The 24,071-nt window shown below is 69.3% G+C and carries 25 protein-coding genes; 21 read left to right on the forward strand and 4 right to left on the reverse strand.

Annotated features, from left to right (window positions below; all coding sequences use genetic code 11):
* Positions 1–145 precede the first annotated feature (145 nt).
* Complete coding sequence (locus GGQ97_RS05040) at positions 146–1,855, forward strand: putative bifunctional diguanylate cyclase/phosphodiesterase (protein ID WP_168067923.1); 1,710 nt, start codon at positions 146–148, stop codon at positions 1,853–1,855.
* A gap of 6 nt (positions 1,856–1,861) precedes the next feature.
* Here the strand turns inward: GGQ97_RS05040 and ubiG are convergent, their stop codons facing one another.
* Positions 1,862–2,623, reverse strand: a complete 762-nt coding sequence (gene ubiG / locus GGQ97_RS05045) for a bifunctional 2-polyprenyl-6-hydroxyphenol methylase/3-demethylubiquinol 3-O-methyltransferase UbiG (protein WP_168067924.1) — start codon at positions 2,621–2,623, stop codon at positions 1,862–1,864.
* Positions 2,624–2,675: 52 nt separating this feature from the next.
* On the opposite strand from ubiG, the gene GGQ97_RS05050 reads away from it, so the two are divergent.
* The 3 genes from GGQ97_RS05050 to GGQ97_RS05060 all read left to right on the forward strand — a co-directional run bounded on the left by GGQ97_RS05050 (position 2,676) and on the right by GGQ97_RS05060 (position 5,916).
* Complete coding sequence (locus GGQ97_RS05050; RefSeq protein ID WP_168067925.1) at positions 2,676–3,914, forward strand: aspartate kinase; 1,239 nt, start codon at positions 2,676–2,678, stop codon at positions 3,912–3,914.
* Between the two features lie 17 nt (positions 3,915–3,931).
* Complete coding sequence (locus tag GGQ97_RS05055) at positions 3,932–4,915, forward strand: NAD(P)H-dependent flavin oxidoreductase (protein ID WP_168070740.1); 984 nt, start codon at positions 3,932–3,934, stop codon at positions 4,913–4,915.
* A 77-nt stretch (positions 4,916–4,992) separates the two neighbouring features.
* Positions 4,993–5,916, forward strand: a complete 924-nt coding sequence (locus GGQ97_RS05060) for a DnaJ domain-containing protein (protein ID WP_168067926.1) — start codon at positions 4,993–4,995, stop codon at positions 5,914–5,916.
* A 6-nt stretch (positions 5,917–5,922) separates the two neighbouring features.
* Here GGQ97_RS05060 and GGQ97_RS05065 read toward each other — a convergent pair whose 3' ends face one another.
* On the reverse strand, positions 5,923–6,759 hold the full coding sequence (locus tag GGQ97_RS05065) for an outer membrane protein (RefSeq protein WP_209022791.1): 837 nt from the start codon (positions 6,757–6,759) through the stop codon (positions 5,923–5,925).
* A 162-nt stretch (positions 6,760–6,921) separates the two neighbouring features.
* On the opposite strand from GGQ97_RS05065, the gene ptsP reads away from it, so the two are divergent.
* From ptsP to GGQ97_RS05090, 5 genes are all read left to right on the forward strand, one after another.
* Complete coding sequence (gene ptsP / locus GGQ97_RS05070; RefSeq protein WP_168067927.1) at positions 6,922–9,186, forward strand: phosphoenolpyruvate--protein phosphotransferase; 2,265 nt, start codon at positions 6,922–6,924, stop codon at positions 9,184–9,186.
* A 74-nt stretch (positions 9,187–9,260) separates the two neighbouring features.
* Complete coding sequence (locus GGQ97_RS05075; protein WP_168067928.1) at positions 9,261–10,055, forward strand: helix-turn-helix domain-containing protein; 795 nt, start codon at positions 9,261–9,263, stop codon at positions 10,053–10,055.
* 41 nt (positions 10,056–10,096) lie between these two features.
* Entirely contained in the window at positions 10,097–10,972 is an 876-nt protein-coding gene (locus GGQ97_RS05080) for a tetratricopeptide repeat protein (RefSeq protein WP_168067929.1), read from the forward strand.
* Positions 10,972–11,934 (forward strand): tRNA lysidine(34) synthetase TilS, encoded by a 963-nt coding sequence (gene tilS / locus GGQ97_RS05085; RefSeq protein WP_168067930.1) that lies wholly within the window; start codon positions 10,972–10,974, stop codon positions 11,932–11,934. The genes GGQ97_RS05080 and tilS overlap by 1 nt, the downstream gene beginning before the upstream one ends.
* 46 nt (positions 11,935–11,980) lie before the next feature.
* Complete coding sequence (locus GGQ97_RS05090; RefSeq protein ID WP_168067931.1) at positions 11,981–12,583, forward strand: PilZ domain-containing protein; 603 nt, start codon at positions 11,981–11,983, stop codon at positions 12,581–12,583.
* 10 nt (positions 12,584–12,593) lie between these two features.
* Here the strand turns inward: GGQ97_RS05090 and GGQ97_RS05095 are convergent, their stop codons facing one another.
* Positions 12,594–13,451, reverse strand: a complete 858-nt coding sequence (locus tag GGQ97_RS05095) for a serine hydrolase (protein ID WP_245197892.1) — start codon at positions 13,449–13,451, stop codon at positions 12,594–12,596.
* 247 nt (positions 13,452–13,698) lie between these two features.
* Between GGQ97_RS05095 and ftsH the strand changes: the two genes are divergently transcribed.
* The 3 genes from ftsH (at position 13,699) to GGQ97_RS05110 (ending at position 16,542) form a co-directional block, all read left to right on the forward strand.
* The gene (gene ftsH, locus GGQ97_RS05100) at positions 13,699–15,648 is read left to right on the forward strand and encodes an ATP-dependent zinc metalloprotease FtsH (RefSeq protein WP_168067932.1); all 1,950 of its coding nucleotides are present in this window, start codon (positions 13,699–13,701) and stop codon (positions 15,646–15,648) included.
* Between the two features lie 104 nt (positions 15,649–15,752).
* Positions 15,753–16,130: a hypothetical protein gene (locus GGQ97_RS05105; protein WP_168067933.1), complete on the forward strand. Its 378-nt coding sequence runs from the start codon at positions 15,753–15,755 to the stop codon at positions 16,128–16,130.
* Positions 16,131–16,155: 25 nt separating this feature from the next.
* The gene (locus GGQ97_RS05110) at positions 16,156–16,542 is read left to right on the forward strand and encodes a hypothetical protein (RefSeq protein ID WP_168067934.1); all 387 of its coding nucleotides are present in this window, start codon (positions 16,156–16,158) and stop codon (positions 16,540–16,542) included.
* Here GGQ97_RS05110 and GGQ97_RS05115 read toward each other — a convergent pair.
* On the reverse strand, positions 16,539–17,594 hold the full coding sequence (locus GGQ97_RS05115; RefSeq protein WP_168067935.1) for a DUF3667 domain-containing protein: 1,056 nt from the start codon (positions 17,592–17,594) through the stop codon (positions 16,539–16,541). The two genes, GGQ97_RS05110 and GGQ97_RS05115, sit on opposite strands and share 4 nt — an antisense overlap.
* Before the next feature lie 65 nt (positions 17,595–17,659).
* Between GGQ97_RS05115 and GGQ97_RS05120 the strand changes: the two genes are divergently transcribed.
* From GGQ97_RS05120 to GGQ97_RS05160, 9 genes are all read left to right on the forward strand, one after another.
* Complete coding sequence (locus GGQ97_RS05120; RefSeq protein ID WP_168067936.1) at positions 17,660–18,310, forward strand: nicotinate-nucleotide adenylyltransferase; 651 nt, start codon at positions 17,660–17,662, stop codon at positions 18,308–18,310.
* A 10-nt stretch (positions 18,311–18,320) separates the two neighbouring features.
* Positions 18,321–18,689, forward strand: a complete 369-nt coding sequence (rsfS, locus tag GGQ97_RS05125) for a ribosome silencing factor (protein WP_168070746.1) — start codon at positions 18,321–18,323, stop codon at positions 18,687–18,689.
* 18 nt (positions 18,690–18,707) lie between these two features.
* Complete coding sequence (locus tag GGQ97_RS05130) at positions 18,708–19,130, forward strand: 23S rRNA (pseudouridine(1915)-N(3))-methyltransferase RlmH (protein ID WP_168067937.1); 423 nt, start codon at positions 18,708–18,710, stop codon at positions 19,128–19,130.
* Positions 19,131–19,137: 7 nt separating this feature from the next.
* Positions 19,138–20,253, forward strand: a complete 1,116-nt coding sequence (locus GGQ97_RS05135; RefSeq protein ID WP_168067938.1) for a murein hydrolase activator EnvC family protein — start codon at positions 19,138–19,140, stop codon at positions 20,251–20,253.
* Positions 20,254–20,326: 73 nt separating this feature from the next.
* Positions 20,327–21,649, forward strand: coding sequence for a S41 family peptidase (locus tag GGQ97_RS05140; RefSeq protein ID WP_168067939.1), 1,323 nt, complete (start codon positions 20,327–20,329; stop codon positions 21,647–21,649).
* Positions 21,649–22,149: a disulfide bond formation protein B gene (locus tag GGQ97_RS05145; RefSeq protein ID WP_168067940.1), complete on the forward strand. Its 501-nt coding sequence runs from the start codon at positions 21,649–21,651 to the stop codon at positions 22,147–22,149. Before GGQ97_RS05140 ends, GGQ97_RS05145 begins: the two co-directional genes overlap by 1 nt.
* On the forward strand, positions 22,128–22,685 hold the full coding sequence (locus GGQ97_RS05150; protein WP_168067941.1) for a demethoxyubiquinone hydroxylase family protein: 558 nt from the start codon (positions 22,128–22,130) through the stop codon (positions 22,683–22,685). Before GGQ97_RS05145 ends, GGQ97_RS05150 begins: the two co-directional genes overlap by 22 nt.
* A gap of 53 nt (positions 22,686–22,738) precedes the next feature.
* A complete protein-coding gene (locus GGQ97_RS05155; protein WP_168067942.1) occupies positions 22,739–23,149 on the forward strand; it encodes a hypothetical protein in 411 nt (136 codons plus the stop codon).
* A 99-nt stretch (positions 23,150–23,248) separates the two neighbouring features.
* Complete coding sequence (locus tag GGQ97_RS05160) at positions 23,249–24,070, forward strand: DUF1206 domain-containing protein (protein WP_168067943.1); 822 nt, start codon at positions 23,249–23,251, stop codon at positions 24,068–24,070.
* Position 24,071: the final 1 nt, after the last annotated feature.

The following is a 24,071-nucleotide window of genomic DNA, read 5'->3' on the forward strand; positions in this document are numbered from 1 at the left end:
AAAAGTTACGGGCCGGGCCGGGATCCGATGCGATCGCGTTCCGCTGCGGCGGGCCAAGCCCCTCAATCGCGCGAAAGCGAGGGGGAGCGAACCTTCTCGCCTACAATGAAAAAGCGCATCGCTCATCAAGCCTCGGGCCTCATCCATGGTCACCTCCGGTCTCCCGCCTGCCATCCCCGACCGCTTCGAGCAGATGCTCGACCAGTCGGCGACGGCGGCCGTCTGTGCCGGGGCGGACGGGATCATCCTCAGCTGGAACAGGGCGGCCGAGGCCCTGCTGGGCCATTCGGGCGATGCCGCCGTGGGCAAGCCGCTGACGATCATCATCCCGCCAGCCTATCGCGCGGCTCACGAGGCCGGCCTTGCCCGTGCGGTCAAATATGGTGCCTCGCGCATGGCCGGGCATGCGGTGGAGATCGTGGCCCTGCATGCAGAGGGCCACGAACTGCCGGTCGACCTGTCGCTGTCGCTGTGGTTCGAAGGCGGCAGCCCGGTATTCGGTGCGCTAATCCGCGACGTCAGCGACCGGCGGGCGACGATGAACCGGCTCCAGCATCTCGCCCATTGCGATACGCTGACGACGTTGCCCAACCGGGCCGCGCTGCTCGCCCGGCTGGAAGCGACCATCGCGCAGGGGCCCTGTTCGCTGCTGATGCTCGACCTCGACGGGTTCAAGCACGTCAACGACAGCCTTGGTCATTCGGCCGGGGACCATCTGCTGGTCCGGGTCGCCCAGCGCCTGATGGAGGTGTCGGGCGGCACGGACGAGTTCGTCGCCCGGCTGGGCGGCGACGAATTTGCGCTGCTGGTGTCGCGCTGCGACGACATGTTCCGGATCGACCAGCTCGCCACCCGCATCAAGCAGGCGCTGAGCCTGCCGTTCGAGATCGGCGGGCAGTCGGTGTTCATCGGCACCAGCATCGGGATCGCGCTGGCACCGCATAACGGGGTCTGCGCGGACACCCTCCTGTCGCGCGCCGATCTCGCCCTCTACAGCGCCAAGTCCAGCGGCGGCGGCACCCGCTGCTTCTTCATGACCAGCATGCAGAACCGCTCCGAACAAAGGCTTCGGCTGAGCAACGAGCTGCGCCAGGCGTTCACCGCGCGCGAGTTCGAATTGTGGTACCAGCCGCAATTGTCGTTGCCCGACCACGACCTGCTGGGGGTGGAAGCGCTGCTTCGCTGGCGCCACCCCCGCCACGGCCTGCTCGCCCCCAACGCCTTCCTCGACGTGCTGTCGGAAAGCCCGATCGCGGAAGAGGTCGGCGAATGGATCCTCGACGAGGCCTGCGCCGCGGTGGCGCGGTGGAAGCGGCAATCTCTCGGCATCATCCGGGTCGGGGTGAACCTGTTCCCGGCGCAGCTTCGCACCGAGCGGCTGTACGACGTGGTGGCGAACGCCATCGCCCGGCACCAGCTCGAGCCCGCGCAGCTTGAGGTGGAGATCACCGAGAATACCGTGCTGCGCTTCAACGAGCCGTCGACCGCAGCGCTTCGCCGGTTGAAGCAGAAGGGCGTCGGGATCGCGTTCGACGATTTCGGGACCGGCTTCGCGTCGCTCAGCATGTTGCAGCAATTTCCGCTGACCAGGCTCAAGATCGACCGCAGCTTTATCGCCGAGATCCACGACCGTCCCGGCGATGCCGAAATCGTCCGCTCGCTGCTGTGCATGGCCAACAGCTTCGACCTGGAAGTGATCGCCGAGGGGGTGGAAACCGCCGAACAGGAACAGGTGCTGCGCGACATCGGCTGCGTCGCCGCCCAGGGCTTTCGCTATGGCAGGCCGATGGATGCGGCCGCCATTGCCGCCTTCCTTCGCAACCTCAACGAAGGCGGCCTGGCGGAGGCCGGCTGACCCCCGTCAGGCGCGGGTGGCGGCGACGAGGTAGTTGAGGCTGAGGTCCTGGCTGAGGTGCAGCCCGCGGCCCGGCGTGAAGGCGATCCCGCGGGTGGCGGTGACCGCAAGCCCGGCCTGCGCGAGCAAGGCGCCAAGTTGTTCAGGGCTGAGGAACTGGTCGTAATCATGGGTCCCGCGCGGGATCCGCCCTGTTCCTTCGGCAAGCGTGATGGTGAGCAGCCGCGACCAGGCGGTGCGGGCAGGCGTGCTCATCACCAGCAGGCCGCCGGGCGCGAGGCGATCGGCCAGCGCGCGGACGAAGGAGGCCGGGTCGGCGACATGCTCGATCACCTCCAGGGCCGTGACGAGGTCGAACTGGCCGTCGAGCGCCGCGACTTCACCCGCGACGTAGCGGATCGCGAGGCCAGTCATGCCGGCATGGGTGCGGGCGGCCTCGATCAGTTCGGGGGCGGCATCGATGCCGGTGACATGGGCACCCAGCCGCGCGAGCGGTTCGGCGAGCAACCCGGCACCGCAACCGACATCAAGCGCGGCCTTGCCGTCGAGCGGGCGAAGCGCGCGTTCGTCGGACGCGAAATGATGGTCGATCGCCTCCCGGATGAAGCCGAGGCGGACCGGGTTCAGCTTGTGCAGCATGGCCGAACTGCCCCTGGGGTCCCACCAGTCGGCGGCCATCGCGCCGAAGTGGGCGGCTTCGGACGCCTTGATGCTGCCAGCTCCGGTGGAGCCTTCGCCGGGTCGGATGCTCGTGCTTGTTTCGGCCATGCCGGGCCTCTAACAGGCAAGCCGCTTCAACCCAAGGATTGCCGCCCGACCCATGGCCCGCATCGTGATGAAATTCGGCGGGACTTCCATGGCCGGGATGGAGCGGATCCGCGCCGTCGCGGAGCGCGTGCGGCGCGAGGTCGAAGCCGGCAACGAGGTGGCGGTGGTCGTCTCGGCGATGGCCGGCGAAACCGACCGGCTGGTGCAGATGTGCCGCGAGGCCGCCCCGCTGTACGACCCGCGCGAATATGACGTGGTGGTCGCCAGCGGCGAGCAGGTGACCAGCGGCCTGCTTGCGATCACGCTGCAGGGGATGGGGGTCAAGGCGCGCAGCTACATGGGCTGGCAGTTGCCGATCCGCGCGTCGGGCCACGTCAGCGCGCTGATCGAGACGATCGATGTCAGCGTGCTCGACCGCGCCTTCGCGGCAGGCGGGGTGGCGGTGATCCCGGGCTTCCAGGGCGTGACCGGCGACAATGAACTGGCGACGCTGGGCCGCGGCGGTTCCGACACGTCGGCGGTGGCGCTGGCGGTGGCGATGAAGGCCGACCGCTGCGACATCTACACCGACGTCGACGGGGTCTACACCACCGACCCGCGCATCGTCCCGCGTGCCGCCAAGATCGACATCATCACCTACGAGGAGATGCTCGAACTGGCCTCGGTCGGGGCCAAGGTGCTGCAGACCCGCTCGGTCGGGCTGGCGATGCGCTTCAACATGCCGCTGCAGGTACTGTCCTCGTTCGAGGACCGGCCGGGAACGATCATCGCCGGGGAAGAGGCGGTCGAGGAACGAAACATGGAACGCAACATCATCACGGGCATTGCCCACGATCTCAACGAAGCGCGGATCACGCTGCGCGGGCTGCCCGACCGGCCGGGCGCGGTGGCGGCGATCTTCCGCCCGCTGGCCGCCGCCAACATCAACGTCGACATGATCGTCCAGTCGGTGGCGCGGGCGGGCGAGCCGAGCGACCTCACCTTCACGGTGCCGACCGCAAGCCTGCCGGAGACGGTCGCCGAGCTGGAGAAGGTCAGGCAGGAGGCGGGCTTCGCCGATATCCTGACCGACACCGACGTGGTGAAGATCAGCGCGGTCGGCGTGGGGATGCGGAGCAACGCCGGTATCGCGGCCAAGATGTTCGACACGCTGGCCGAGCGGGGGATCAACCTCCTTGCGATCACCACCAGCGAGATCAAGGTCAGCGTGCTGATCCCGGAAGCCTATACCGAGCTTGCGGTCCGCGTGCTGCACACCGCCTTCGGGCTTGACCAGGAGCGTGCCGCGTGAGCCGTTTGGATTCCCTGATGGCGCGCGGCGCCGAATTCCTTGGCACGCGTTACGCCATCCTTGGCGGGGCGATGAGCTGGGTTTCCGAGCGCAACCTTGTCGCGGCGATCAGCAATGCCGGCGGGTTCGGCGTGATCGCCTGCGGGGCGATGAATCCCGAGCTGCTCGATACCGAGATCGCCGAGACGAAGAAGCGCACGGACAAGCCGTTCGGGGTCAACCTCATCACCATGCACCCGCAATTGAATGAGCTGATCGAGGTGTGCGGGCGGCACAAGGTCGGCCACATCGTGCTGGCGGGCGGGCTTCCGCCAAGCGGCGCGATCGACCGGATCAAGGCGACCGGCGCCAAGCTGATCGCCTTTGCACCGGCGCTGAGCCTGGCCAAGAAGCTGATCCGCTCGGGCGCCGACGCCATCGTGATCGAGGGCATGGAAGCGGGCGGGCATATCGGTCCGGTCTCGACCAGCGTGCTGGCGCAGGAAATCCTGCCGCATGTCGCGGGCGACATTCCGGTGTTCGTGGCGGGCGGGATTGGCCGGGGCGAGGCGATCGCGGCCTATCTGGAGATGGGCGCGTCGGGCGTGCAGCTTGGCACCCGCTTCGTCTGCGCGACCGAGAGCATCGCCCACGAGAACTTCAAGAAGGCGTTCATCCGCGCCAGCGCGCGCGACGCGGTGCCGAGCATCCAGATCGATCCGCGCCTTCCGGTGATCCCGGTGCGTGCGCTCAAGAACAAGGAAACCGAGCGCTTTGCCGCCAAGCAGCGCGAGATCGCCGAGCAGCTCGACGGCAAGGCGCTGGAGATGGCCGAGGCGCAGCTGCAGATCGAGCATTATTGGGCGGGCGCATTGCGTCGCGCGGTGATCGACGGCGACGTCGAGACCGGCAGCGTAATGGCCGGCCAGTCGGTCGGGATGGTCAAGAGCGAGCAGCCGACCGCCGAGATCATCGCCGAACTGGTGGCCGAGGCCGAGGCCGCGCTCGAGCGGCGGTCCTGAAGCCAGGTGCGAACGGCCGGCCATTGCCCTATGACGGGGGCTGTTGACGACGGGGCAAGGGGTTGGCGGCCGCGGCCATGATCAATCATTATCGAACCCTCGGGGTGGACCCGCAGGCCGAGACGGTGGTGATCCGCGGCGCTTACCTGGCGCTGATCCGCCGTTATCATCCGGACAAGGGGGGCGACGAAGCCGATCCGGCGCGGGCCCAGGCGGTCACCGCGGCGTGGGACGTGCTGCGCGATCCCGAGCGCCGGGCCGCCTATGACGAATCGCGGCAGGCGCGTTTCCAGCCCGAGGGCGGCAGCATCGTCGGTCCCGCCGTGCTCATGACCGGAAACCGGGTGCGGGGCGGTGCCGCCGGGCGCAACCTGTTTTTGCTGCTGGCCGCCGGGACGCTTGGGCTCGGCTGGTGGGCGCTGGGACAGCCGCAATTCGCACCGCCGGTTCAGGTCGCTGCGCCGGCCAGCGGTCCGGCCGTCGGGGCCGCGCCGCCCGAGCCGGTCGTTCGTCCGGTCGACGATGAAAGATCGGCACGGCGCCAGGCCGAAGTCGAGGAGGAGCAGCCGCCGCTGCCCGACCTGCGCCGCGAGCCCGACGTCGACACCCCGGTGGTCCTGCCGCCCTTGCCGGTGAAGGATCCGGTGCGGATGCCGGTCAGGACCGCCGACGCGCAGCCGCCGGTCCGCCGCGCTGCTGCCGTGGAGCGCGCCCCGGCCGTCGCGAGGGTTCCAAGTAAGGCGCCAGCGGAAGAACGCCCGGTGGTCGCGAAGGCCGCGGCGGTGCCGGCGCCGGCGAGGGTCGACCTCGCCCCGCTGGAACGGCACCTGCAACTGCTGACCGACCAGAGCTTCCGCTTCGGCACGCCGGCCAAGCGGAGCCGGGTGATTTCGTCGCGCGAGCCCTTTCTGGCAAAGCTGCGCAACTGCGACAGCGATGCCTGCAAGCGTGACGCCTACCTCCGCCGGAACGCGGAGATAGGCGACATCATGCGCAATTGAGGCTGATTAGAAGCGCAGGCTTCCGGTCAGCTTCAGCGAGTGGCTTTCGAAGCGGTCGGTGCGGCGGATCACCGTTCCCGACGGATTGGCGAGCACGAACGGGTTGGTCGCCGGGGCGGTGCCCTGGGTCACCGAGATCGCGCTGTCGTCGTCCTTGATCGACGAATAGAGATAGAGCGCGCCGACCGAGAAGTTGCTGCCGAGCTTCTGCTCGATGCCGCCGCCGGCGCGATAGCCCCAGCCCTTGGTCTTGGTGTCGGTGATCGCGAAGGCGTTGGCGGTGTTGCTGGTCGCGAACGACTGGCGGAACGAGCCGCGCACCACGCCGCCGGTGGCATAGAGCAGGGTCGCGGGGGTGATCGCCACGCCGGCCCGGGCGCGGGCGCCATAGCTGCTGCGCAGGGTGCGGGTCAGGGTGTAGAAGGCCGGCGTGGTCGAGAAGGCCGACACGCTGTCCTTGATGTTGTGGCGGTCATATTCGCCGACCACGCCGACGACCACTCCGCCGAGTTCGGCGTCGAAGCCGGCGTGGATGCCGCCTTCAAGCTCGCGCTCGCTGCGGTCGCAGCCGGTGCCCGGCGCGGTCGAGGTGGCGGTGCCGCCGCAGAAGCCCGGCGAAAAGGCGTTGGCGCCGGTCGCGGTCGACACGGTGTCGCCGAAGCGGCCGTCGCGGTTGATGTCGAATTCGGTGCGGGCATTGTCCTTGACCAGGAAGCCGGCGCCGATCTGGCCGCCGACATAAGGGCCGGACCAGCCGCCGCTGGTCTGCGCCGCGGCGGGTGTGGCTGCCAGGACGGCAAAGGACGCTGCGAGCAGGCTTGCAGCAAGAGGGCGACGGATCATTCAAGAGCTCCTGTGATTATTCGGGTCGTTTGACGTTTCAAACTACGGTTCGGGTCCGCGAATGGATGAAATGAGGGGCAAAATCTTTTTGCCAGCGGGCGAGGGCGGGCGTGCCGGACCGCGCCGCTTGGCCCTTTGTCGCGTTCCTGATAGCGCTGGATCATGCCCCTGACCGCCGCCAATTCCGCCCGCGAGATCCTGACCGGGCTTCACCAGTTGATGGCCAGGCGCGGGTCGGCGCAGGCCAAGCTCGACCTGACGGTGGACCTGATCGCCGACGCGATGGGGAGCGAGGTCTGCTCCATCTACCTGCTGCGCGATCAGTCGCTGGAATTGTTCGCGACCCACGGCCTCAACAAGGAAGCGGTGCACGTCACCCGCCTGTCGCCCGGGCAGGGGCTGGTCGGGACCATCGCCGCCGAGGGGCGGATCCTAAACCTCGCCGAGGCCAGCACCCACCCGGCTTTCGCCTATCGCCCGGAAACCGGGGAAGACCGCTTCCACAGCTTTGCCGGCGTCCCGATCATCTTCCGTGAACGCAGCGTCGGGGTGCTTGCGGTCCAGCATGCCGATCCGCGCGCTTATGCCGATATCGAGATCGAGGCGCTGCAGACGGTGGCGATGGTGCTGTCCGAACTGATCGCCGGAGCGCGGCTGACCGACGGCACCGCGCGGCGCGGCGGCCAGCGCGAGGGCATGGTGCGGCTGGCGGGCCTGAAGCTGGTGTCGGGCATGGCCCGCGGCACCGCGGTCTTCCACGAGCCGCGGGTGGTGGTCGAGCATACCGTCGCCGACGATCCCGAGCTGGAGCGCAGCCGGGTCATCTCCGCCTTCGCCAAGATGCGGACCCAGATCGAGAACATGACCCGCGAGGCCGAGTTCGGGACCGCCGGCGAGCATCAGGAGATTCTCGAGACCTACAAGATGTTCGCCTATGACGAGGGCTGGGTTCGGCGGATCAACCTCGCGATCGACAGCGGCCTGACCGCCGAGGCGGCGATCGAGCGGGTCCAGCAGCGCACTCGCGCCCGGATGCTGGAGATCGACGATCCGATCCTCAAGGAGCGGATGCACGACCTGGAGGACCTCTCCAACCGGCTGATGCGGATCGTCAGCGGGCGGATGGGAACTGCCGCGCAGACCGGCCTGCCGAGCGATTCGGTGCTGATCGCCAGGAGCCTCGGGCCGGCCGAACTGCTGGAATATGACCGCCGGCGGCTGAAGGCGGTGGTGCTGGAAGAAGGGTCGCTTACCGCCCACGTCACCATCGTCGCCCGCGCCATGGGGGTGCCGGTGATCGGCCGGGTCAAGGATATCGGGACCACCGCGGCCGAAGGCGACAGCGTGCTGGTCGACGGCAACCAGGGCAGTCTGGTGGTGCGTCCGACCCGGGCGGTGACCAGTGCGTTCGAGACCCGGATGGCGATGGGCCAGAAGCGCCGCGCCGAATTCGCCGCCATCCGCTCGCTGCCCCCGGTCAGCAAGGACGGGGTTCGTGCGACCCTGATGGTCAATGCCGGCCTCGCCGAGGATGCCGGGGCGCTCGACGCCACCGGGGCCGACGGCATCGGCCTGTTCCGGACCGAATTCCAGTTCCTGGTGTCCGCCGCGCTGCCCGGGCGCGACGCGCAATATCGGCTCTACCGGCAGGTGCTGGAGGCGGCGGGCGACCGGCCGGTGGTGTTCCGCACCCTCGACATCGGCGGCGACAAGGCGCTGCCCTACCTGGCCGACGCCACCGACGAGGCGGAGAATCCGGCGATGGGCTGGCGCGCGTTGCGCCTCAGCCTCGACCGCTCGACGCTGATGAAGGCGCAGGCCCGGGCGCTGATCGAGGCGGCCGAGGGGCGGGTGCTGCGGGTGATGTTCCCGATGATCTCCGAACCGTGGGAATATGAGGAAGCGCGCGCCCTGTTCGAAGCGCAGGTCGAGTGGGTGCGCGCACGGCGCCCGGGACCGGCGCGGATCGAATTCGGCGCGATGCTGGAAGTGCCGAGCCTGGCCGAGATGCTCGACCAGCTGCTGCCGCGCATCAATTTCCTGTCGATCGGCACCAATGACCTGACCCAGTTCCTGTTCGCCGCCGACCGCGCCGACCCGCGGCTGGCCGAGCGCTACGACTGGCTGAGCCCGGCGATCCTGCGGTTCCTCCGCCGGGTCGCGCGCGAAGCAGAAGCGGCGGGCGTTCCGGTGCGGGTGTGCGGCGAGATGGGCGGACGGCCGCTCGAGGCGATGGCCTTGATGGGGATCGGCATCAACAACTTCTCGATCACCCCGGCGGCGATCGGCCCGATCAAGGCGATGATCCGCTCGCTCGACGTCGCGGCGGTCCGCGCAAAAGTTGAGGCATTGCTCGCCAAACCGCCGCGCGACATGCGCAAGACGCTAACCGACTGGGCCAAGCGGCATTCCGTCGCACTCGGCTGAGCGGTTCACGTTGACGGGGCCTTCGCACCCCGCAACAACGGGCGCCAAAGCCTCGGGAGGGTAATCGACGCGTAATGGATGAAGTCACCAGCGAAACCGGCACGGTCGGAGAGCAGCTGCGCGGCGCGCGCGAGCGCGAAGGCATTACGCTCGAGGACGTCGCGGCGCGGACCCGGATCCCGACCCGCCACCTGCAGAGCCTCGAGGACGGTGAGTGGGACAAGCTCCCCGCGCCGATGTACACGATCGGCTTTGCCAAGAGCTATGCCGGGATGGTCGGGCTCGACCGGGGGGCGATCGGCGACGCGCTGAAGCTGGAGATGGGCGCCGGTGCGCTGGCCGCCCGGCCCGAGGCGCAGGTGTTCGAGCCGGCCGACCCGGCCCGCGTGATGCCGCGCTGGCTGGTGCTCCTGGCGCTGGTCGCGCTGGTCGCGGTCGCCGCCGCTTTCCTGTGGAACCGCAACCGCACGCTGAGCGCCGACGACAGCCCGGTCGCCGAGGCCGAGGCGCCCGCAACGGCTCCCGCAGCCGCGCCCGGCGCTGCCCCTGCACCGGCCGCGACGGCGGGTGGGCCGGTGGTGATCACCGCCAATGAGGCCGCCTGGATCCAGGTCAGCGAACGCGGCGGCGCCACCCTGTTCCAGGGCGAGCTCGCCTCGGGCCAGAGCTACGAGGTGCCGGCAACCGCCACCGCCCCGGTGCTTCGGACCGGGCGCCCGCAGGCGATCCGGATATCGGTCGGGACCGCCGACGCGCCGGCGGTCGGCGAAGCGGACCGGACGGTCAGCAACGTCTCGCTGCTCGGCCCCGACCTGATGCGTGGCCCGGCTGCAACGCCCGCCGCGCCCCCTGCCTCGCCAGCGCGCTAGTTCATTGACCGCTAAGGCCGGTCTGACCACGGAATGACGTCATGAAGCACACTCTTATTCTGGGCCTCGCGGCCCTGACCCTCACCGTCCCCGCCGCCGCCCAGAAGCAGCAACCGTCGCCGGAAGACCGGATCTATCGCCTCGAGCGGCAGACCCGCCAACTGCAGCGGCAGGTATTCCCCAAGGGTCAGCCGGCCGACACCGCGGGCTTCGACGATTCCCCCGCCGCCAGCCAGGTGGTGGTGGTCGCACTCTCCAACCGGATCGACGCGCTGGAACGACAGCTAGCGGAATCGACTCGGCTGGCCGAGGAGAATGGCAACCGCGTCGCAACGCTGGAGACCGAGATCGCGCGGATGCGGACCGACCTCGACGCCCGGCTTCGCGCGATCGAGAATGGCGGCGCCGCTCCGCAGCCGGCAGCGGCTGGCGCCAGCGAGACCGCCGAAGCCGCGACGACGCCGGCCGCTCCGGTCCGCACCGTCGAGGCTGCACCGCTGCCCCGCCCCGTGCGCACCGGCGATGCGACGGCCGACGGGGAAGCGGCTTATGACGCCGGCTATCAGTTGTGGCTGCAGAAGCGCTATCCGCAGGCGGTGACCGCGCTGAAGTCGATGGCGACCACCTTCCCGGGCCATCGCCGGGTGAGCTGGGCCAACAACCTTGCCGGCCGTGCCTTGCTCGACAGCGGCCAGCCGCGCGCCGCGGCCGAGGCGCTGCTGGCCAATTACCGCGGCAATCCCAAGGGCGAGCGCGCCGCCGACAGCCTGTTCTACCTCGGTGAAGCGCTGGTCGCGCTGAAGCAGCCGGCGCAGGCGTGCAAGGCTTATGCCGAGCTCGAGGAAGTCTATGGCGGGTCGATGCGCGCCGACCTGCAGCGGCTGTTGCCGCCGGCCAAGACCCGGGCCCGCTGCTGATGTCCGCCGCCGTCCCGGCCGACGCCGGGACGCGGCTTGCGGCGGCCCTCGATCGCCTTGTTCCCGATGGCAACCTCGGGCTCGCCGTGTCCGGCGGGCCGGACAGCCTCGCGCTGCTGCTGCTCGCCGCCGAGGTGCGGCCGGGCCGGGTTCGGGCGGCGACGGTCGATCACGCGCTGCGGCCCGACAGCGCCGGGGAAGCGGCGATGGTGGCAGGCCTTTGCGCCGGCCTCGGCGTGCCCCATGATATCCTGACCGTGACCGTCGGCGCCGGCGCCAGCCTGCAGGCCCAGGCGCGCGCGGCGCGTTATGCGGCACTTGGCGAATGGGCGGCGCGCGCGGGGCTGTCGGCGGTGGCGACCGCCCACCATGCCGACGACCAGGCCGAGACGCTGCTGATGCGGCTTGCCCGGGGAAGCGGGCTGGGCGGCCTTGCCGGCATCCGCGAGACGGCGGAGATCGGCGGCTGCCGCGTGGTCCGGCCGTTGCTCACGATGCGCAAGGCCGCTCTGGCGCAGATCGTCGACGCGGCCGGGTGGACCCCGGTGCTGGATCCGGCGAACGACGACCCGCGCCATGAACGGACGCGGGTGCGGCACTTGCTGGCCTCGGTCGACTGGCTCGATGCCGAGCGGCTGGCGCGCAGCGCGGCGGCGCTGGGCGAGGCCAACCAGGCCGTCGAGGCGGCGGTCGAGCAGGCGCGGCACGATCACCTCGTCTTGACCGCCGACGGCATCATGCTGCGCGAGCTCGACCTGGTGCCTCGCGAAGTCCGCCGGCGCCTGCTGCTGTCCGCGCTGGCGCTGGTCGAGACCGTTCCGAGCGGTCCCGAGCTCGACCGGATGATGGCGGCGCTGGAGTCGGGCAGAGCGGCGACGGTCGGGCTGGCCAAGGTGTCCCCGGCCACCGGCGGCGGGTGGCGGATCGAATGCGCGCCCCCGCGACGCCAACTGCATCCATAATGGATGTATTGCGACCGCGCGGCGCCGTGCGCGGCGATAAGGAAGCATGTGGTCGACGACTCCCGCTCCCGCCAGCAGCGACGGGGACCCGCCGGCCGGGGACGGCGGCCCGGCCCTTCCCGAACGGCAGCAGCGCACCAACCTGTTCCTTGCCGCCCGGCTGAGCCTGTCGGGCGAACCGCCGCGGGACGTCCGGGTCCGTAACCTGAGCGCGTCGGGCGCAAGGATCGATCTCTCCCGCCCGCCGCCGACCGGCACCACCTTGTTGCTTTGCCGGGGCGCGGCGGAAGTGGCGGGGGAGGTGATCTGGAGCAGCGAGGCGAGTTGCGGCCTGCGTTTCAGCCAGGAGATCGATGTCGCCCGCTGGATGTCGGACCGGCCCCAGGCCGCTGCGGCTAGCCTGCGCGAACCGACGCTGGCCGAGGACCTCGCCCTTGCCCGGCAACTGGTCGGGCGCGTCGAGGACGCCGTGTCGGCCCAGCCCGCGGTGGTGGCATTGCTGGGGACCGAATTGCAGGCGCTGGACCTGCTCGCGCAATTGTTGGCGTCGTCGGAGAAACGGGCGGCGGGCTCCACCGTGCCGACGTTCCGCAGGCTGCAGCAGGCGGCGGCGACCTTTCTGCGCCAGCCACCGCTCAGCGGCGGCTAACCCTCAGTCGTCAGTTGGCGCTGATTGCCCGGGCCATGCTGTCGGAGAAGGCGACGCTGCGGACCCAGCCGGCGAAGCCGTCGTAGATGGTCCGCGCGGCCTGGGCGATTGTCAGCGGACGATCGGTGCCGCCGCGGGCGAAGAAGGCCACTGCCAGCCGGCGCCCGTCGGGCAGGGTCAGATAGCCGACGTCGCTCGTGTAATTGTTGAGGGTGCCCGTCTTGTGGGCGATCGGCACTCCGGCGAGCATACCGCGGATGCGGTTCTTGCCAGTGCTGCAACGGGCCATGACGTCGAGCAGATAGGCGCGGTTGGCCGGGGTCAGGATGTTGCCCTTGTCGAGCGAGCGCAGCATTTCCACCATCGCCACCGGGGTCGAACTGTCGCGCAGGTCCCACAGGTCGCGCTTGTCGGCGAGCAGGCGGGCGATGTTGCGATCGACCCGGACGCCGCGGATCTGATTGTGATCGAGCCATTGCTGGATCGCACGCGGCCCGCCGAGGTTGGCGATCAGCAGGTCGGTCGACTGGTTGTTGGACTTGATCATCATCGATTCGATCAGTGCACGCGCGCTTTGCCCGGCGATCCTGTCGTTCAGGGTGCGGCGGCCGGATTCGACCTGGTCGAGATAGGCGGCGGCAACCGCGACCTTCATGGTCGAGGCCATCGGATAGGCCTTGTCGCCGTTGATGGCGACCGTTTCGCCGGTGGCGAGGTCGAGCGCGGCGACGCCGACGTCGCCCGAGCGGCCCGCAAGCAGGGTCGCGAGCTGTTGTTCGAGGCTTTGCAGGTGCGGGCTGGACGCCGCCAGGGCCGGATGTGCGGCGACCAGGCTGAGAATCCAGGCGAGCAAGGCGAAAACGCGCATCTGGGCTCCATCATCCAATCGGAAGAACCGACGTCCTGCCCCTTATGACGGCCGGCGGCTCAATGCTTCCTTAACGGTATGTCGAAGTTCCCTTGACCGACAAGCAGTTGGGCAGGGGCTGAGCCGAGCTGTGTCGTCGCTGCGGCGAATCGAGTCGCCGGGTGCCGCGGTGACACAGAAAGAGACAGTGGCCGCCTTCATTTCCAGGCCTCTAGGCGCTGGGCCGCCCATCACCTACATTGCGGGCATGGACGACAAGAACAAGAAGCCGGGCAGCCCCTGGAGCAAGAGCCTGCTGATCTGGGTCGGCGTGCTGTTCGGGCTGGTGCTCTTCGCGCAATTGCTCGAGGGCGGCAGCCGGGCGCAGACCGGCAATCCGATCGCCTATTCGGAATTCGTTCGCCAGGTCGGCGAGGGCAATGTCCGCCAGGTCACCAGCAGCGCCACCCAGACGGGCGACCGCATTATCAGCGGCAAGCTCGCCAATGGCGAAAGCTTCCGCACCACCGCCCCGTCCGACGCGCAGGTGACCGAGCGCCTGCTCGCCGCCGGCGTGCAGGTGCAGGTCAAGGAAGCCGAGCAGTCGAGCATCTGGTGGATCATCCTGGTCCAGTCGCTGCCGTTCATCCTGATCCTCGGCATCAGCTTCTTCATCATGCGCCAGATGCAGAAGAATGCCGGATCGGGCGCGATGGGCTTCGGCAAGAGCCGGGCCAAGATCCTCGTCCCCAAGGAGGGCCGGGTGACCTTCGCCGACGTCGCCGGCATCGACGAAGCCCGCGAGGAGCTGCAGGAGATCGTCGAGTTTCTGAAGGATCCGGGCCGCTTCGCCCGCCTCGGCGGCAAGATTCCCAAGGGCGCGCTGCTGGTCGGCTCGCCCGGTACCGGCAAGACGCTGCTCGCCCGCGCCATCGCGGGTGAGGCGGGCGTGCCGTTCTTCACCATCTCGGGCTCGGACTTCGTCGAGATGTTCGTCGGCGTCGGCGCGAGCCGTGTCCGCGACATGTTCGAGCAGGCCAAGAAGAGCGCGCCGTGCATCGTCTTCATCGACGAGATCGACGCGGTCGGCCGCCATCGCGGCGCCGGCCTCGGCAACGGCAACGACGAGCGCGAGCAGACGCTGAACCAGCTGCTGGTCGAGATGGATGGCTTCGAGGCCAACGAAGGCATCATCATCATTGCCGCGACCAACCGTCCGGACGTGCTCGACCCCGCGCTTCTGCGTCCGGGCCGCTTCGACCGCCAGGTCGTCGTTCCGCGTCCCGACATCGAGGGCCGCGAGCAGATCCTCAGCGTGCACATGAAGAAGGTGCCGCTGGCGCCCGACGTCGACGCGCGCACCATCGCCCGCGGCACGCCCGGCTTCTCGGGCGCCGACCTTGCCAACCTCGTCAACGAGGCGGCACTGCTGGCCGCGCGCAAGGGCAAGCGGCTGGTCGCGATGAGCGAGTTCGAGGAAGCCAAGGACAAGGTGATGATGGGGACCGAGCGCCGGTCCATGGTCATGACCGAGGACGAGAAGCGCATGACCGCCTATCACGAGGCCGGTCACGCCATCGTCGCCATCCACGAGCCGGCGTCCGACCCGATCCACAAGGCCACCATCATCCCGCGCGGCCGTGCGCTGGGCATGGTGATGCGCCTGCCGGAGCGCGACAATTACAGCTATCACCGCGACAAGATGCACGCCAACCTGGCGGTGGCGATGGGCGGCCGCGTCGCCGAGGAGATCATCTTCGGCTACGACAAGGTCAGCTCGGGTGCGTCGAGCGATATCCAGTATGTCACCACCTTGGCCCGCGACATGGTCACCAAATGGGGCATGTCGGACGCGATGGGGCCGCTGCAATATGCCGAGGCCGACGAGGAAGTGTTCCTCGGCTATTCGATGAACCGCCAGCGCCAGATGAGCGACGAGACGGCCAAGGCGATCGACACCGAGATTCGCCGCATCGTCGAAGGCGGCTACGACCGCGCCAAGGAACTGCTCGGCACCCACGAGGACCAGCTTCACACGCTGGCCAAGGCGCTGCTCGAATATGAGACGCTGTCGGGCGAGGAGATCACCAAGGTTCTGGACGGCGGTACGATCGATCGCGGCGGTTCGTCGCGCCCGGTGGTCCCGCCGGCCGGGGTCGGCATTCCCAAGACCCGCAAGCCGACCGGCTTCGGCGGAGCGGCCCCCGCAGGGGTCTGACCGCCCGCCTGCGGACTGAAATGGCGCCGTCCCGGCTTCGGCAGGGGCGGCGCTTTTTCGTGCCGTTCACTTTGCCTTCATCGCCGGATGGGCCATGAAGCGGCATGTACCGCTTGCTGGCTGTTGCCGTGCTCCTCGCCTCCGCCGTTCCCGCCGCTGCCGCGGCACCGGGCGCCGCCGAGAATTTCCTCAACCGGGCCGATCGCCTGCTCGGCAAGGGGCCGCTGGCGCTGGTCGACGGCGACTACAAGCGCCTCCAGCGCGAGGGCAAAGCGGCCGGCAGCAGCATCGAGGCCGAGCGGGTCGCGGCCGAGAAGGCAGGCAAGCCGATCAAATATTGCAGCCCGAAGCCGCGCGCCGACCTTGGCGACAGGGAATTCCTCGCGGCGCTGCGGAAGATCCCGCAGGCCGAGCGCCAGCGGCTGAGCTTGCGGGCCGCGATGCTGCAAGTGCTTCAGCGCAAATATCCGTGCCGTCGCTGACGGTTCACCCTCGACAGGAGCCTTGATGCGACCACTGACCCTTGCCCTCGGCGGCACGCTGCTGACCCTTGCCGCGACCCCGCTGGCAGCCCAGTCGATGAACGCCGAAGTCTATCACAAGCGCGCTTCCGCGCTGCTGAAGAAGGGACCGCTGGCGCTGTTGAGCCGGGGCGAGATCAGGGCGTTGGCGGAGGAAGGGCAGAAGGCGGGGCTGAAGGCGCGCGAGCAGCGGCTGGCCGTGCTCAAGGCCGGTGGCAAGCCGCGTTCCTGCCCGCCCGAAGGCAAGCAGGGCATGGAAGTGCGCGAGTTCATGGCCCGGCTCGGCGCCATCCCCAGGGCCGAGCGTCAGCGGATCGACATGACCGAGGCGATGACCCGCATCTCGGCCGCCAAATTTCCCTGCCCGGCCTAGTCGAACAGGCCGAGCAGCACGAGGCCGATCCCGAACAGGATCACGATCGAGAAGGAGCCGACGCTCAGCACGGCGGCCCGCCACAGCGCCGACAGGCTCGACAGGCTGTAGGCGCCGCGCAGCTGACGGTACATGTGGACGGGCGGGATCAGCGTCAGCAGCCCGACCCCTGGCAGGCCGGTCAGCCGGTAAAGGCTTCCGGTCACCACCAGCAACGTCATGAAGCAAAGTGAATAGGTCACGAACACCGTGTGGTCGTACAATCGCCAGCGGCGCGAAAAGGGAAACAGCAGCCACATCAGCGGCAGCGACAGAGGGATCAGCGCCCAGCTGTACTTGTAGCCGTTGCTCTTGAGCTTGAAGAACAGGAGTTCGGGGTTCTTCTTGGCCTTGAGATAGGCGTCGTTGAGGGCGGCAACCGAGGTCGGCGCATCGTCCGAGGCGTGGGTCAGCGCTCCCGCCGTGCCATCCTTGGCGATATCGCGGGCCAAGGCGATGTCCTCGTTCTGGGAAGCGATCGTCCGGTCGATCCGGGCGATCGCCGCCTGGTCGCCGGCGGCCACGGCGCGTGTCCGCTGGGTTGCCAGGTCGCGCAGCTTGGCCTCGGATTCCTTGACCCCATTCTCAAGCCCGGCCTGGAGCTGGCTGGTGTCGATGAGGCTGTTCGAGGGAAGCTGGCTGACCACCGCGAACATCAGGAAGACGCCGAACAGGAACAGGGCGATCGGCGACACGAAGCTGGCGCGCTGCCCGTCGATGTAGCGGCGGGTGAGCTCGCCCGGGCGCCATGCCAGCATCGGCAGGGTGCGCCAGATCTTGCCCTCGAAGTGGAACACGCCGTGCAGCAGGTCGTGCCCAAAGGCGCCGAGCGAGCGGTGGACGTGGGCATGCTGGCCGCAGGCGTGGCAATAATCGCCGGCCAGCGGCGTGCCGCAGTTTAGGCAGGCGCGCTCGGTGGTGTGGCCGCTCTCGTCGAGCCCCGTGCGCGGCTCGACCGCACGCGCGGCAAGCCCCCCGGTGACAGCATCCGCGATCGGTTCGACGACGTTCATGGTGTTTGGCTTCCCCTGCGGCCAAGAGTGGCAGAGGAGCCCTCGCGCTGCTAGCCCCTGCAGCCATGACGCGCCGCATCGGCCTGCTTGGCGGAAGCTTCAACCCGGCGCATCGCGCGCACCGGGCGATGAGCCTTGCCGCCGCCGCCGCGCTCGGGCTGGACGAGGTGTGGTGGCTGGTCAGTCCGGGCAATCCGCTCAAACCCAAGGCCGGGATGGCACCCTATGCGGCGCGGCTCGCCTCGGCCCGCCAGCTCGCCCGCCGCTCGATCATCCGGGTCAGCGACATCGAACAACGGCTTGGCACCGTCTACACCGCCGATACGCTGGCGAAGTTGACCCGGCGCTATCCCCGGCACCGCTTCATCTGGCTGATGGGCGAGGACACTGTGGCGCAATTTCATCAGTGGAAAAACTGGCGTCAGCTGGCCGCAACGGTGCCGATTGCCGTTTTGTCCCGTCCCGGCTATGATGACGAGGCCCGCACGGCTCGCGTGTCGGGCTGGCTCCGGCGCTTCGTCCGGCCTGGAGCGCAGGCACGGGACTGGACGCGTTGGAGTGCCCCGGCGATCGTCTTCCTGGGCTTACCGCCTGACCGGACTTCCGCAACGCAGCTCCGCGCCGCCGACCCCTTTTGGCACCAACGTTTCGCCCGCAACACGAATGGTGGCTCGGGCGTTACTCTTTTCGCAGAACACAGGAGACATCTTGGCTGACACCCCTGAAATGGTCGGCGCCCGCACGCCGGCTTCCGTCGAGGACATTCATGCGGCGGTACTCCGCAGCCTCGACGACGATCAGGCTGTCGAGGTGGTGTCCATTCCGCTCGCCGGTAAGTCGAGCATCGCCGATCACATGGTGATCGCCTCGGGCCGTTCGACCCGGCAGGTGGCCAGCATGGCGACCAAGCTCGCCGATCGCCTGAAGCAGGATCATGGCAAGCTGGTCCGGATCGAGGGTCTGCCGACCGCCGACTGGGTCCTGATCGACGCCGACGACGTGATCATTCACCTGTTCCGGCCCGAAGTGCGCAGCTTCTACAATTTGGAACGGATGTGGGCGTTCGGCGACGAAAAGGCGGCTGCGACCGCCTGACCTGCCGGCGGCGCCACGGTGCTCCTCCACATCATCGCCCGCGGCAAGATCGGCCGCTCGCCCGAGGGCGAGCTGGTCGAGCGTTACCTCAAGCGCCTGACCTGGCCGCACAAGCTGACCGAATTGCCCGATCGCGGCGGCACGGTTCCGCCTGCGCTTGCGCCGGCGGTCACCGTCCTGCTCGACGAGCGCGGCAAGGCGCTGGCGTCGAGCGAGCTTGCGGCAAGGCTCGACAAGTGGCGCGTAAGCGGGGTGCGCGAATGCCGGTTCCTACTCGGTGCGGCCGACGGCCATGAAGAGGCCGAGCGGGCCGGCGCCGACCTGCTGCTGAGCTTCGGCGCGGCGACATGGCCGCACCTGCTGGCCCGGGCGATGCTGGCCGAACAATTGTACCGCGCCACCAGCTGGCTTGCGGGCCATCCCTATCACCGGCAAGGCTGAACACACGATGCGCCGCCTGATGCTCCTCGCCCTTGCTCCGCTGCTGGTGTCGGCGGCCGACCCGGTGCGGGTGGCCGAGCAGGAAGCACGGGCCGCGGCGGCCGAGCAGACGCGCCTCGAAACGGCCGCGGCGCAGGCCCGCGACGCGGCGGGCAAGGCGGCCGCCCAGCGCGCGGCCGAAGCACAGGCGATGCTTGCCGCCGACACCCGGATCGCGCTGGCCGAAGCGCAGCTTGCGGCGCTCGACCGCCGACGTGCGATCCTGGACGCCCGGCTGGCGGAAGCGCGGCGCCCGGCGACCGCGTTGCTTGCGGGCCTGGCCGAGGCCGGACGGCGCCCGGCCTGGCTGATGCTGGCAACCGCCGGCGGCGCTGAGGAGCAGGTCCGGCTGACCGCTCTGGTCCGCGCGCTTGGTCCCGAGGTCGAAAAACGGACAATGGCGCTGCGCGGCGAAGCGGAGGCGCTGGCCGCGACCGCCGGTGCGCAGCGCGCGCTGAAGCTGCAGCTGGGCGCGGAGCGAAAGGCGGCGGCCGAGGCGCAGGCGCGCTTCGCCGCGCGCGAAAGCGAGGCGCTGGCCTCGGCCCGGGCCCGCGACTCGGAAGCCTTTGCGGCCGGCGACACCGTGATCGACCGCGGCGAGCGGCTGGCGATGCTGACCGGTGAGGCTGCGCGGCGGCAGGCGGCACGCTCGCTCGCGGCGACTCTGGCCAAACTTCCCGCCGCTGAGCCGCGTCCCGCGCCGGCCGACGGGCGGGCCCCCCGGCCGCCGTTCGCGTGGAGCATTCCGGCGGGCGGGCAGGTGACAAGCGGAATGGGCGAGCTTGCCGACAATGGGGTCCGCGCGCGCGGCGTGACCTTTGCCGCTCCGCAAGGCACGCAGGTCGTTGCGCCAGCCGAGGGGCGGGTCGCCTTTGCCGGGCCGTTCCGGCGCCGCGCCGGCGTGGTGATCATCGATCACGGCGAGGGCTGGGCGACCCTGCTGACCGAAGTCCGCCCGGCGGTGGCGGTCGGCGAGCGGGTCGCCCGCGGCCAGCCGATCGGGCGCGCCCTGGCGTCGGTCACCGCCGAACTGTTCCACCGTGGCCGGGCCGAGCCGGCCTCGCTGATCGCAGCTTCTCGATAAACGGGCGCAATCCTCATCGCCCGTTCATCGGCGGCGCTGTTAACTTGTCGGCACAATGGCTAAGACTGGACCCATGATCCGCAAGCTCCTCCCCCCGCTGGCTCTCGTCGGGGCGCTCGCCCTGGTTCCCGCCGTCACCGCCACCCAGGCGGCCTCGGACGCGCAGACCTACAAGGAGCTCGAAACCTTCATGGGGGTGTTCGAGCGGGTGCGCGCGAATTACGTCGACCAGACCGACGATCACAAGCTGATCAAGGGCGCGATCGACGGGATGCTGGCCAGCCTCGATCCGCACAGCTCCTATCTCGAAGCCTCGGATTTCCGCCAGCTGCGGACCACCACCGACGGTAATTACGGCGGCCTTGGCCTGTCGGTCACGCAGGAGGACGGGACGGTCAAGGTGATCAGCCCGACCGAGGACACCCCGGCCGACCGCGCGGGCATCAAGGCCGGCGACTATATCACCCACCTCGACGGCGAGCTGCTGTACGGCCTCGACCTCGACGAGGCGGTGGAGAAGATGCGGGGGCCTCCGGGCAGCCCGATCAAGATCACCATCGTCCGCCCCGGCCGCGACAAGCCGTTCGACGTGACGCTGCGCCGCGAGCGGATCGAGCTGAAGCCGGTCAAGTGGGAGCTGAAGGACGGCATCGGCGTCCTCAACATCAACAGCTTCTCGGCCAATGTCGGCGAGCAGGTCGCTTCCGCCCTGACCGCGATGGACAAGGCCGCCGGCGGCAAGCCGCTGGGCTACGTGATCGACCTCCGCTCCAATCCGGGCGGGCTGCTCGACCAGGCGGTGTCGGTCAGCGACGCCTTCCTCGAGCGCGGCGAGATCGTGTCCGAGCGCGGCCGCGCCAAGGACGATATCGAACGCTTCTATGCCCGTCCGGGCGACCTTACCGGCGGACGACCGATCGTGGTGCTGGTGGATGCCGGTTCGGCCTCGGCGGCGGAGATCGTCGCCGGCGCGCTGCAGGATCACCGCCGCGCTGTGGTGATGGGCGAGCGCAGCTTCGGCAAGGGGTCGGTCCAGACCGTCATCCAGCTCGACCAGGAAAGCGCGCTGCGGCTCACCACCGCCCGCTACTTCACGCCATCGGGCCGGTCGGTCCAGGCCGGCGGGATCGATCCGGACATCATCGTGCCGCAGCTGAGCGATCCCGACTACAAGGACCGCCCGACCATCCGCGAGGCCGATCTGCGCCGCCACCTCGTCGCGCAGAACAAGATCGACGACAAATTGCTCGAAAAGGATGATGCGGTCGATCCGCGCTTCACCGCCACCGCCGCCGAGCTCGAGAAGAAGGGCGTCAAGGACTTCCAGCTCGATTATGCCGTCAAGTCGCTGAAGCGGCTGGCCGGCGGCCCGGGCGGAGCGCCCAAGGCACGCTGATGGACGCTCGGACGGGCGATCTTGCGGCGGTTCGCGGCCGCTCGTTGCGGCTTGCGCAATGGCTTGCGCTGGCGGTGCCCGGCAGCCTTCTGCTTGGCGCGCTCGGCTCGCAGCACCTGGGCGGCCTCAATCCGTGCGAGATGTGCCTGTGGCAACGCTGGCCGCATCTTGCCGCGGTCGTGTTGGCCGGCCTGTCGCTTGTCGCCCCGCGCCTCGCCAGGCCGCTGACCTGGCTGGCGGCGCTCGCCATCGCCTCCTCGGGCGTGATCGGGCTGTTCCATGCCGGGGTTGAGCAGGGCTGGTGGGAAGGCCTCACCACCTGCTCGACCGTGGCGACCGGTGCGACTCCCGAGGAGCTGCTCAAGTCGATCATGGCGACCCCGCTGATCCGCTGTGACCAGATCGCCTGGTCGTTCCTCCTCCTGTCGCTGGCCGCGTGGAACGCCCTCATCTCCCTTCTTTCCACCGGAGCGATCCTATGGCTGACGCAGAAGCGCTGAAGTCCGGCTGGAAGCCGGGCGACCGGGCGCCCGACCTCCACTCGATGCTGCGCGTCGACCATGCCGGCGAATATGGCGCGACCCGCATCTATGCCGGCCAGCTGGCGGTGCTTCGCGGCTCCTCGCGCGCCGCCCACCTGGTCACCCACATGGCGGCGCAAGAAGATGCCCACCTCGCCCGCTTCAACCAGCTGCTGGCCGAGCGGAAGGTCCGCCCGACCCTGCTCCAGCCGCTGTGGCACGTCGGCGGCTTCGCGCTCGGCGCGGCGACTGCATTGCTCAGCGAGCGGGCGGCGATGGCCTGCACCGACGCGGTCGAGACCGAGATCGACCGCCATTACGAAGAGCAATTGCAGGAACTTGGCGACAGCGATCCCGAATTATCGGCCGACATCCGCCAGTTCCAAGCCGAGGAACTGGAGCATCGCGACACGGCGCGCGAACATGGCGCGCTGGAAACCCCCGGCTATCCCTTGCTCAGCTTTGCCATCCGCTCCCTCTGCAAGGTCGCGATCGCGGCCTCCAAGCGGATCTAGGGCGGGAACGCGATGTCGGCCCGTGCGCTGAAGTCCCCGAAAGGTGTTGGATCATGAAGACCCGTTTGTTTGTCGCGTTCGGCGCCGTTGTGGGCAGCGGCCTATTGAGCGCGCTTCCCGCGACTGCCCAGTCGCAGCCCGCCGCCCAGCAGCGCACGCGCGAGATCATCGTGTTCGGCACCGACCCGTGCCCGCGCTCGACCGATGACGAAGTGGTGGTCTGCGCCCGCCGTCCGGAGAAGGAACGCTACCGGCTGCCCGAGGCGCTGCGCCCGAGCGGCCCGCCGCAGCTGAGCCAGAGCTGGAGCGTGCGGTCCAAGGCGCTTGCGACGATGGGCCAGACTGGACCCGGCACCTGCTCGGGCGTCGGTCCGGGCGGCGATTTCGGCTGCGCGACCAAGGAAATCCAGCGCGGCGCCGCCGAGCGTGCCGAGCAGGACGCCCAGGATTCGCCTCCCGAATAAGGCTCACCTCCGCCTCGGGTCGTGAAGGGGTGAAAAGGTTGCGTCGGCGGAACGGTGCCGGGTCCGGGCCGTTCAGCCCCGCAACAGGAGGAACACCCCATGCGCACAGACCCGAGCGGCGCGCTCACCACTCTCACCCGCCTTGGCTTCGCCTCGCGCGGGCTGCTGTATCTGGTGATCGGCTTCCTGATCCTGCGCACCGGCCGGACCGAGGATACCAGCGGTGCGCTGTCGGTCCTGGCCGAGGGCGGCGGGCGGATCCTGCTCGGGCTGATGATCGCCGGCTTCCTCGCCTACGGCCTGTGGCGCCTGTCCGACGCCGCCTTCAACATCGAGCGGCATGAGCCCGGCCGAAAGGGCCTCGCCGAGCGCGGCGGCGCGCTTGCAAGCGGGCTCGTCCACCTGTTCCTCGCCTGGCAGGCGGTGCGGCTGTTCAATCATTCGGGCGCCGGAAGCAGCGGTGCCAGCGGCGGCGGGAGCGGCACCCAGGAACAGGCGCAAACCGCCTTGTCGCTTCCCGGCGGGCAGTTGCTGCTGATGATCGCCGGCCTGACCCTGCTGGTGGTCGGCGTGATCCAGTTCAAGAAAGCGTGGGAGGCCGAGTTCCTCAAGCATCTGGAGCCCGGCGTCGCCCACCAGCCGTGGGCGCGCTACACGGGCCAAGCCGGCTATGCCGCACGCGGCGCGGTGTTCCTGATCAGCGGCGCCTTCCTGACCAGCGCCGGCTTCAAGGAGCAGGCCGGAGAGGCCGGCGGCATGGAGGAAGCGCTGACGTGGCTCACCTCGCCGTGGGACACGGTGGTCGCCATCGGCCTGCTGCTGTTCGGCCTCTACTGCCTGATCGAGGCGCGCTTCCGGATCATCAACGACGTCCCGGTCGACGGCCTTGCCCACAAAGCACGGTCGAAGCTTCCGATCTGAC

Origin of the sequence: Sphingomonas kaistensis (assembly GCF_011927725.1) — a bacterium.
GTDB classification, from domain to species: domain Bacteria; phylum Pseudomonadota; class Alphaproteobacteria; order Sphingomonadales; family Sphingomonadaceae; genus Sphingomicrobium; species Sphingomicrobium kaistense.

Bases quoted from the DNA above. Each gene is read 5' to 3' on its own strand.
- GGQ97_RS05040 (WP_168067923.1), top strand. From the start codon at position 146: ATGGTCACCTCCGGTCTCCCGCCTGCCATCCCCGACCGCTTCGAGCAG.
- ubiG (WP_168067924.1), bottom strand. From the start codon at position 2,623: ATGGCCGAAACAAGCACGAGCATCCGACCCGGCGAAGGCTCCACCGGA.
- GGQ97_RS05050 (WP_168067925.1), top strand. From the start codon at position 2,676: ATGGCCCGCATCGTGATGAAATTCGGCGGGACTTCCATGGCCGGGATG.
- GGQ97_RS05055 (WP_168070740.1), top strand. From the start codon at position 3,932: ATGGCGCGCGGCGCCGAATTCCTTGGCACGCGTTACGCCATCCTTGGC.
- GGQ97_RS05060 (WP_168067926.1), top strand. From the start codon at position 4,993: ATGATCAATCATTATCGAACCCTCGGGGTGGACCCGCAGGCCGAGACG.
- GGQ97_RS05065 (WP_209022791.1), bottom strand. From the start codon at position 6,759: ATGATCCGTCGCCCTCTTGCTGCAAGCCTGCTCGCAGCGTCCTTTGCC.
- ptsP (WP_168067927.1), top strand. From the start codon at position 6,922: ATGCCCCTGACCGCCGCCAATTCCGCCCGCGAGATCCTGACCGGGCTT.
- GGQ97_RS05075 (WP_168067928.1), top strand. From the start codon at position 9,261: ATGGATGAAGTCACCAGCGAAACCGGCACGGTCGGAGAGCAGCTGCGC.
- GGQ97_RS05080 (WP_168067929.1), top strand. From the start codon at position 10,097: ATGAAGCACACTCTTATTCTGGGCCTCGCGGCCCTGACCCTCACCGTC.
- tilS (WP_168067930.1), top strand. From the start codon at position 10,972: ATGTCCGCCGCCGTCCCGGCCGACGCCGGGACGCGGCTTGCGGCGGCC.
- GGQ97_RS05090 (WP_168067931.1), top strand. From the start codon at position 11,981: ATGTGGTCGACGACTCCCGCTCCCGCCAGCAGCGACGGGGACCCGCCG.
- GGQ97_RS05095 (WP_245197892.1), bottom strand. From the start codon at position 13,451: ATGCGCGTTTTCGCCTTGCTCGCCTGGATTCTCAGCCTGGTCGCCGCA.
- ftsH (WP_168067932.1), top strand. From the start codon at position 13,699: ATGGACGACAAGAACAAGAAGCCGGGCAGCCCCTGGAGCAAGAGCCTG.
- GGQ97_RS05105 (WP_168067933.1), top strand. From the start codon at position 15,753: ATGTACCGCTTGCTGGCTGTTGCCGTGCTCCTCGCCTCCGCCGTTCCC.
- GGQ97_RS05110 (WP_168067934.1), top strand. From the start codon at position 16,156: ATGCGACCACTGACCCTTGCCCTCGGCGGCACGCTGCTGACCCTTGCC.
- GGQ97_RS05115 (WP_168067935.1), bottom strand. From the start codon at position 17,594: ATGAACGTCGTCGAACCGATCGCGGATGCTGTCACCGGGGGGCTTGCC.
- GGQ97_RS05120 (WP_168067936.1), top strand. From the start codon at position 17,660: ATGACGCGCCGCATCGGCCTGCTTGGCGGAAGCTTCAACCCGGCGCAT.
- rsfS (WP_168070746.1), top strand. From the start codon at position 18,321: ATGGTCGGCGCCCGCACGCCGGCTTCCGTCGAGGACATTCATGCGGCG.
- GGQ97_RS05135 (WP_168067938.1), top strand. From the start codon at position 19,138: ATGCGCCGCCTGATGCTCCTCGCCCTTGCTCCGCTGCTGGTGTCGGCG.
- GGQ97_RS05140 (WP_168067939.1), top strand. From the start codon at position 20,327: ATGATCCGCAAGCTCCTCCCCCCGCTGGCTCTCGTCGGGGCGCTCGCC.
- GGQ97_RS05145 (WP_168067940.1), top strand. From the start codon at position 21,649: ATGGACGCTCGGACGGGCGATCTTGCGGCGGTTCGCGGCCGCTCGTTG.
- GGQ97_RS05150 (WP_168067941.1), top strand. From the start codon at position 22,128: ATGGCTGACGCAGAAGCGCTGAAGTCCGGCTGGAAGCCGGGCGACCGG.
- GGQ97_RS05155 (WP_168067942.1), top strand. From the start codon at position 22,739: ATGAAGACCCGTTTGTTTGTCGCGTTCGGCGCCGTTGTGGGCAGCGGC.
- GGQ97_RS05160 (WP_168067943.1), top strand. From the start codon at position 23,249: ATGCGCACAGACCCGAGCGGCGCGCTCACCACTCTCACCCGCCTTGGC.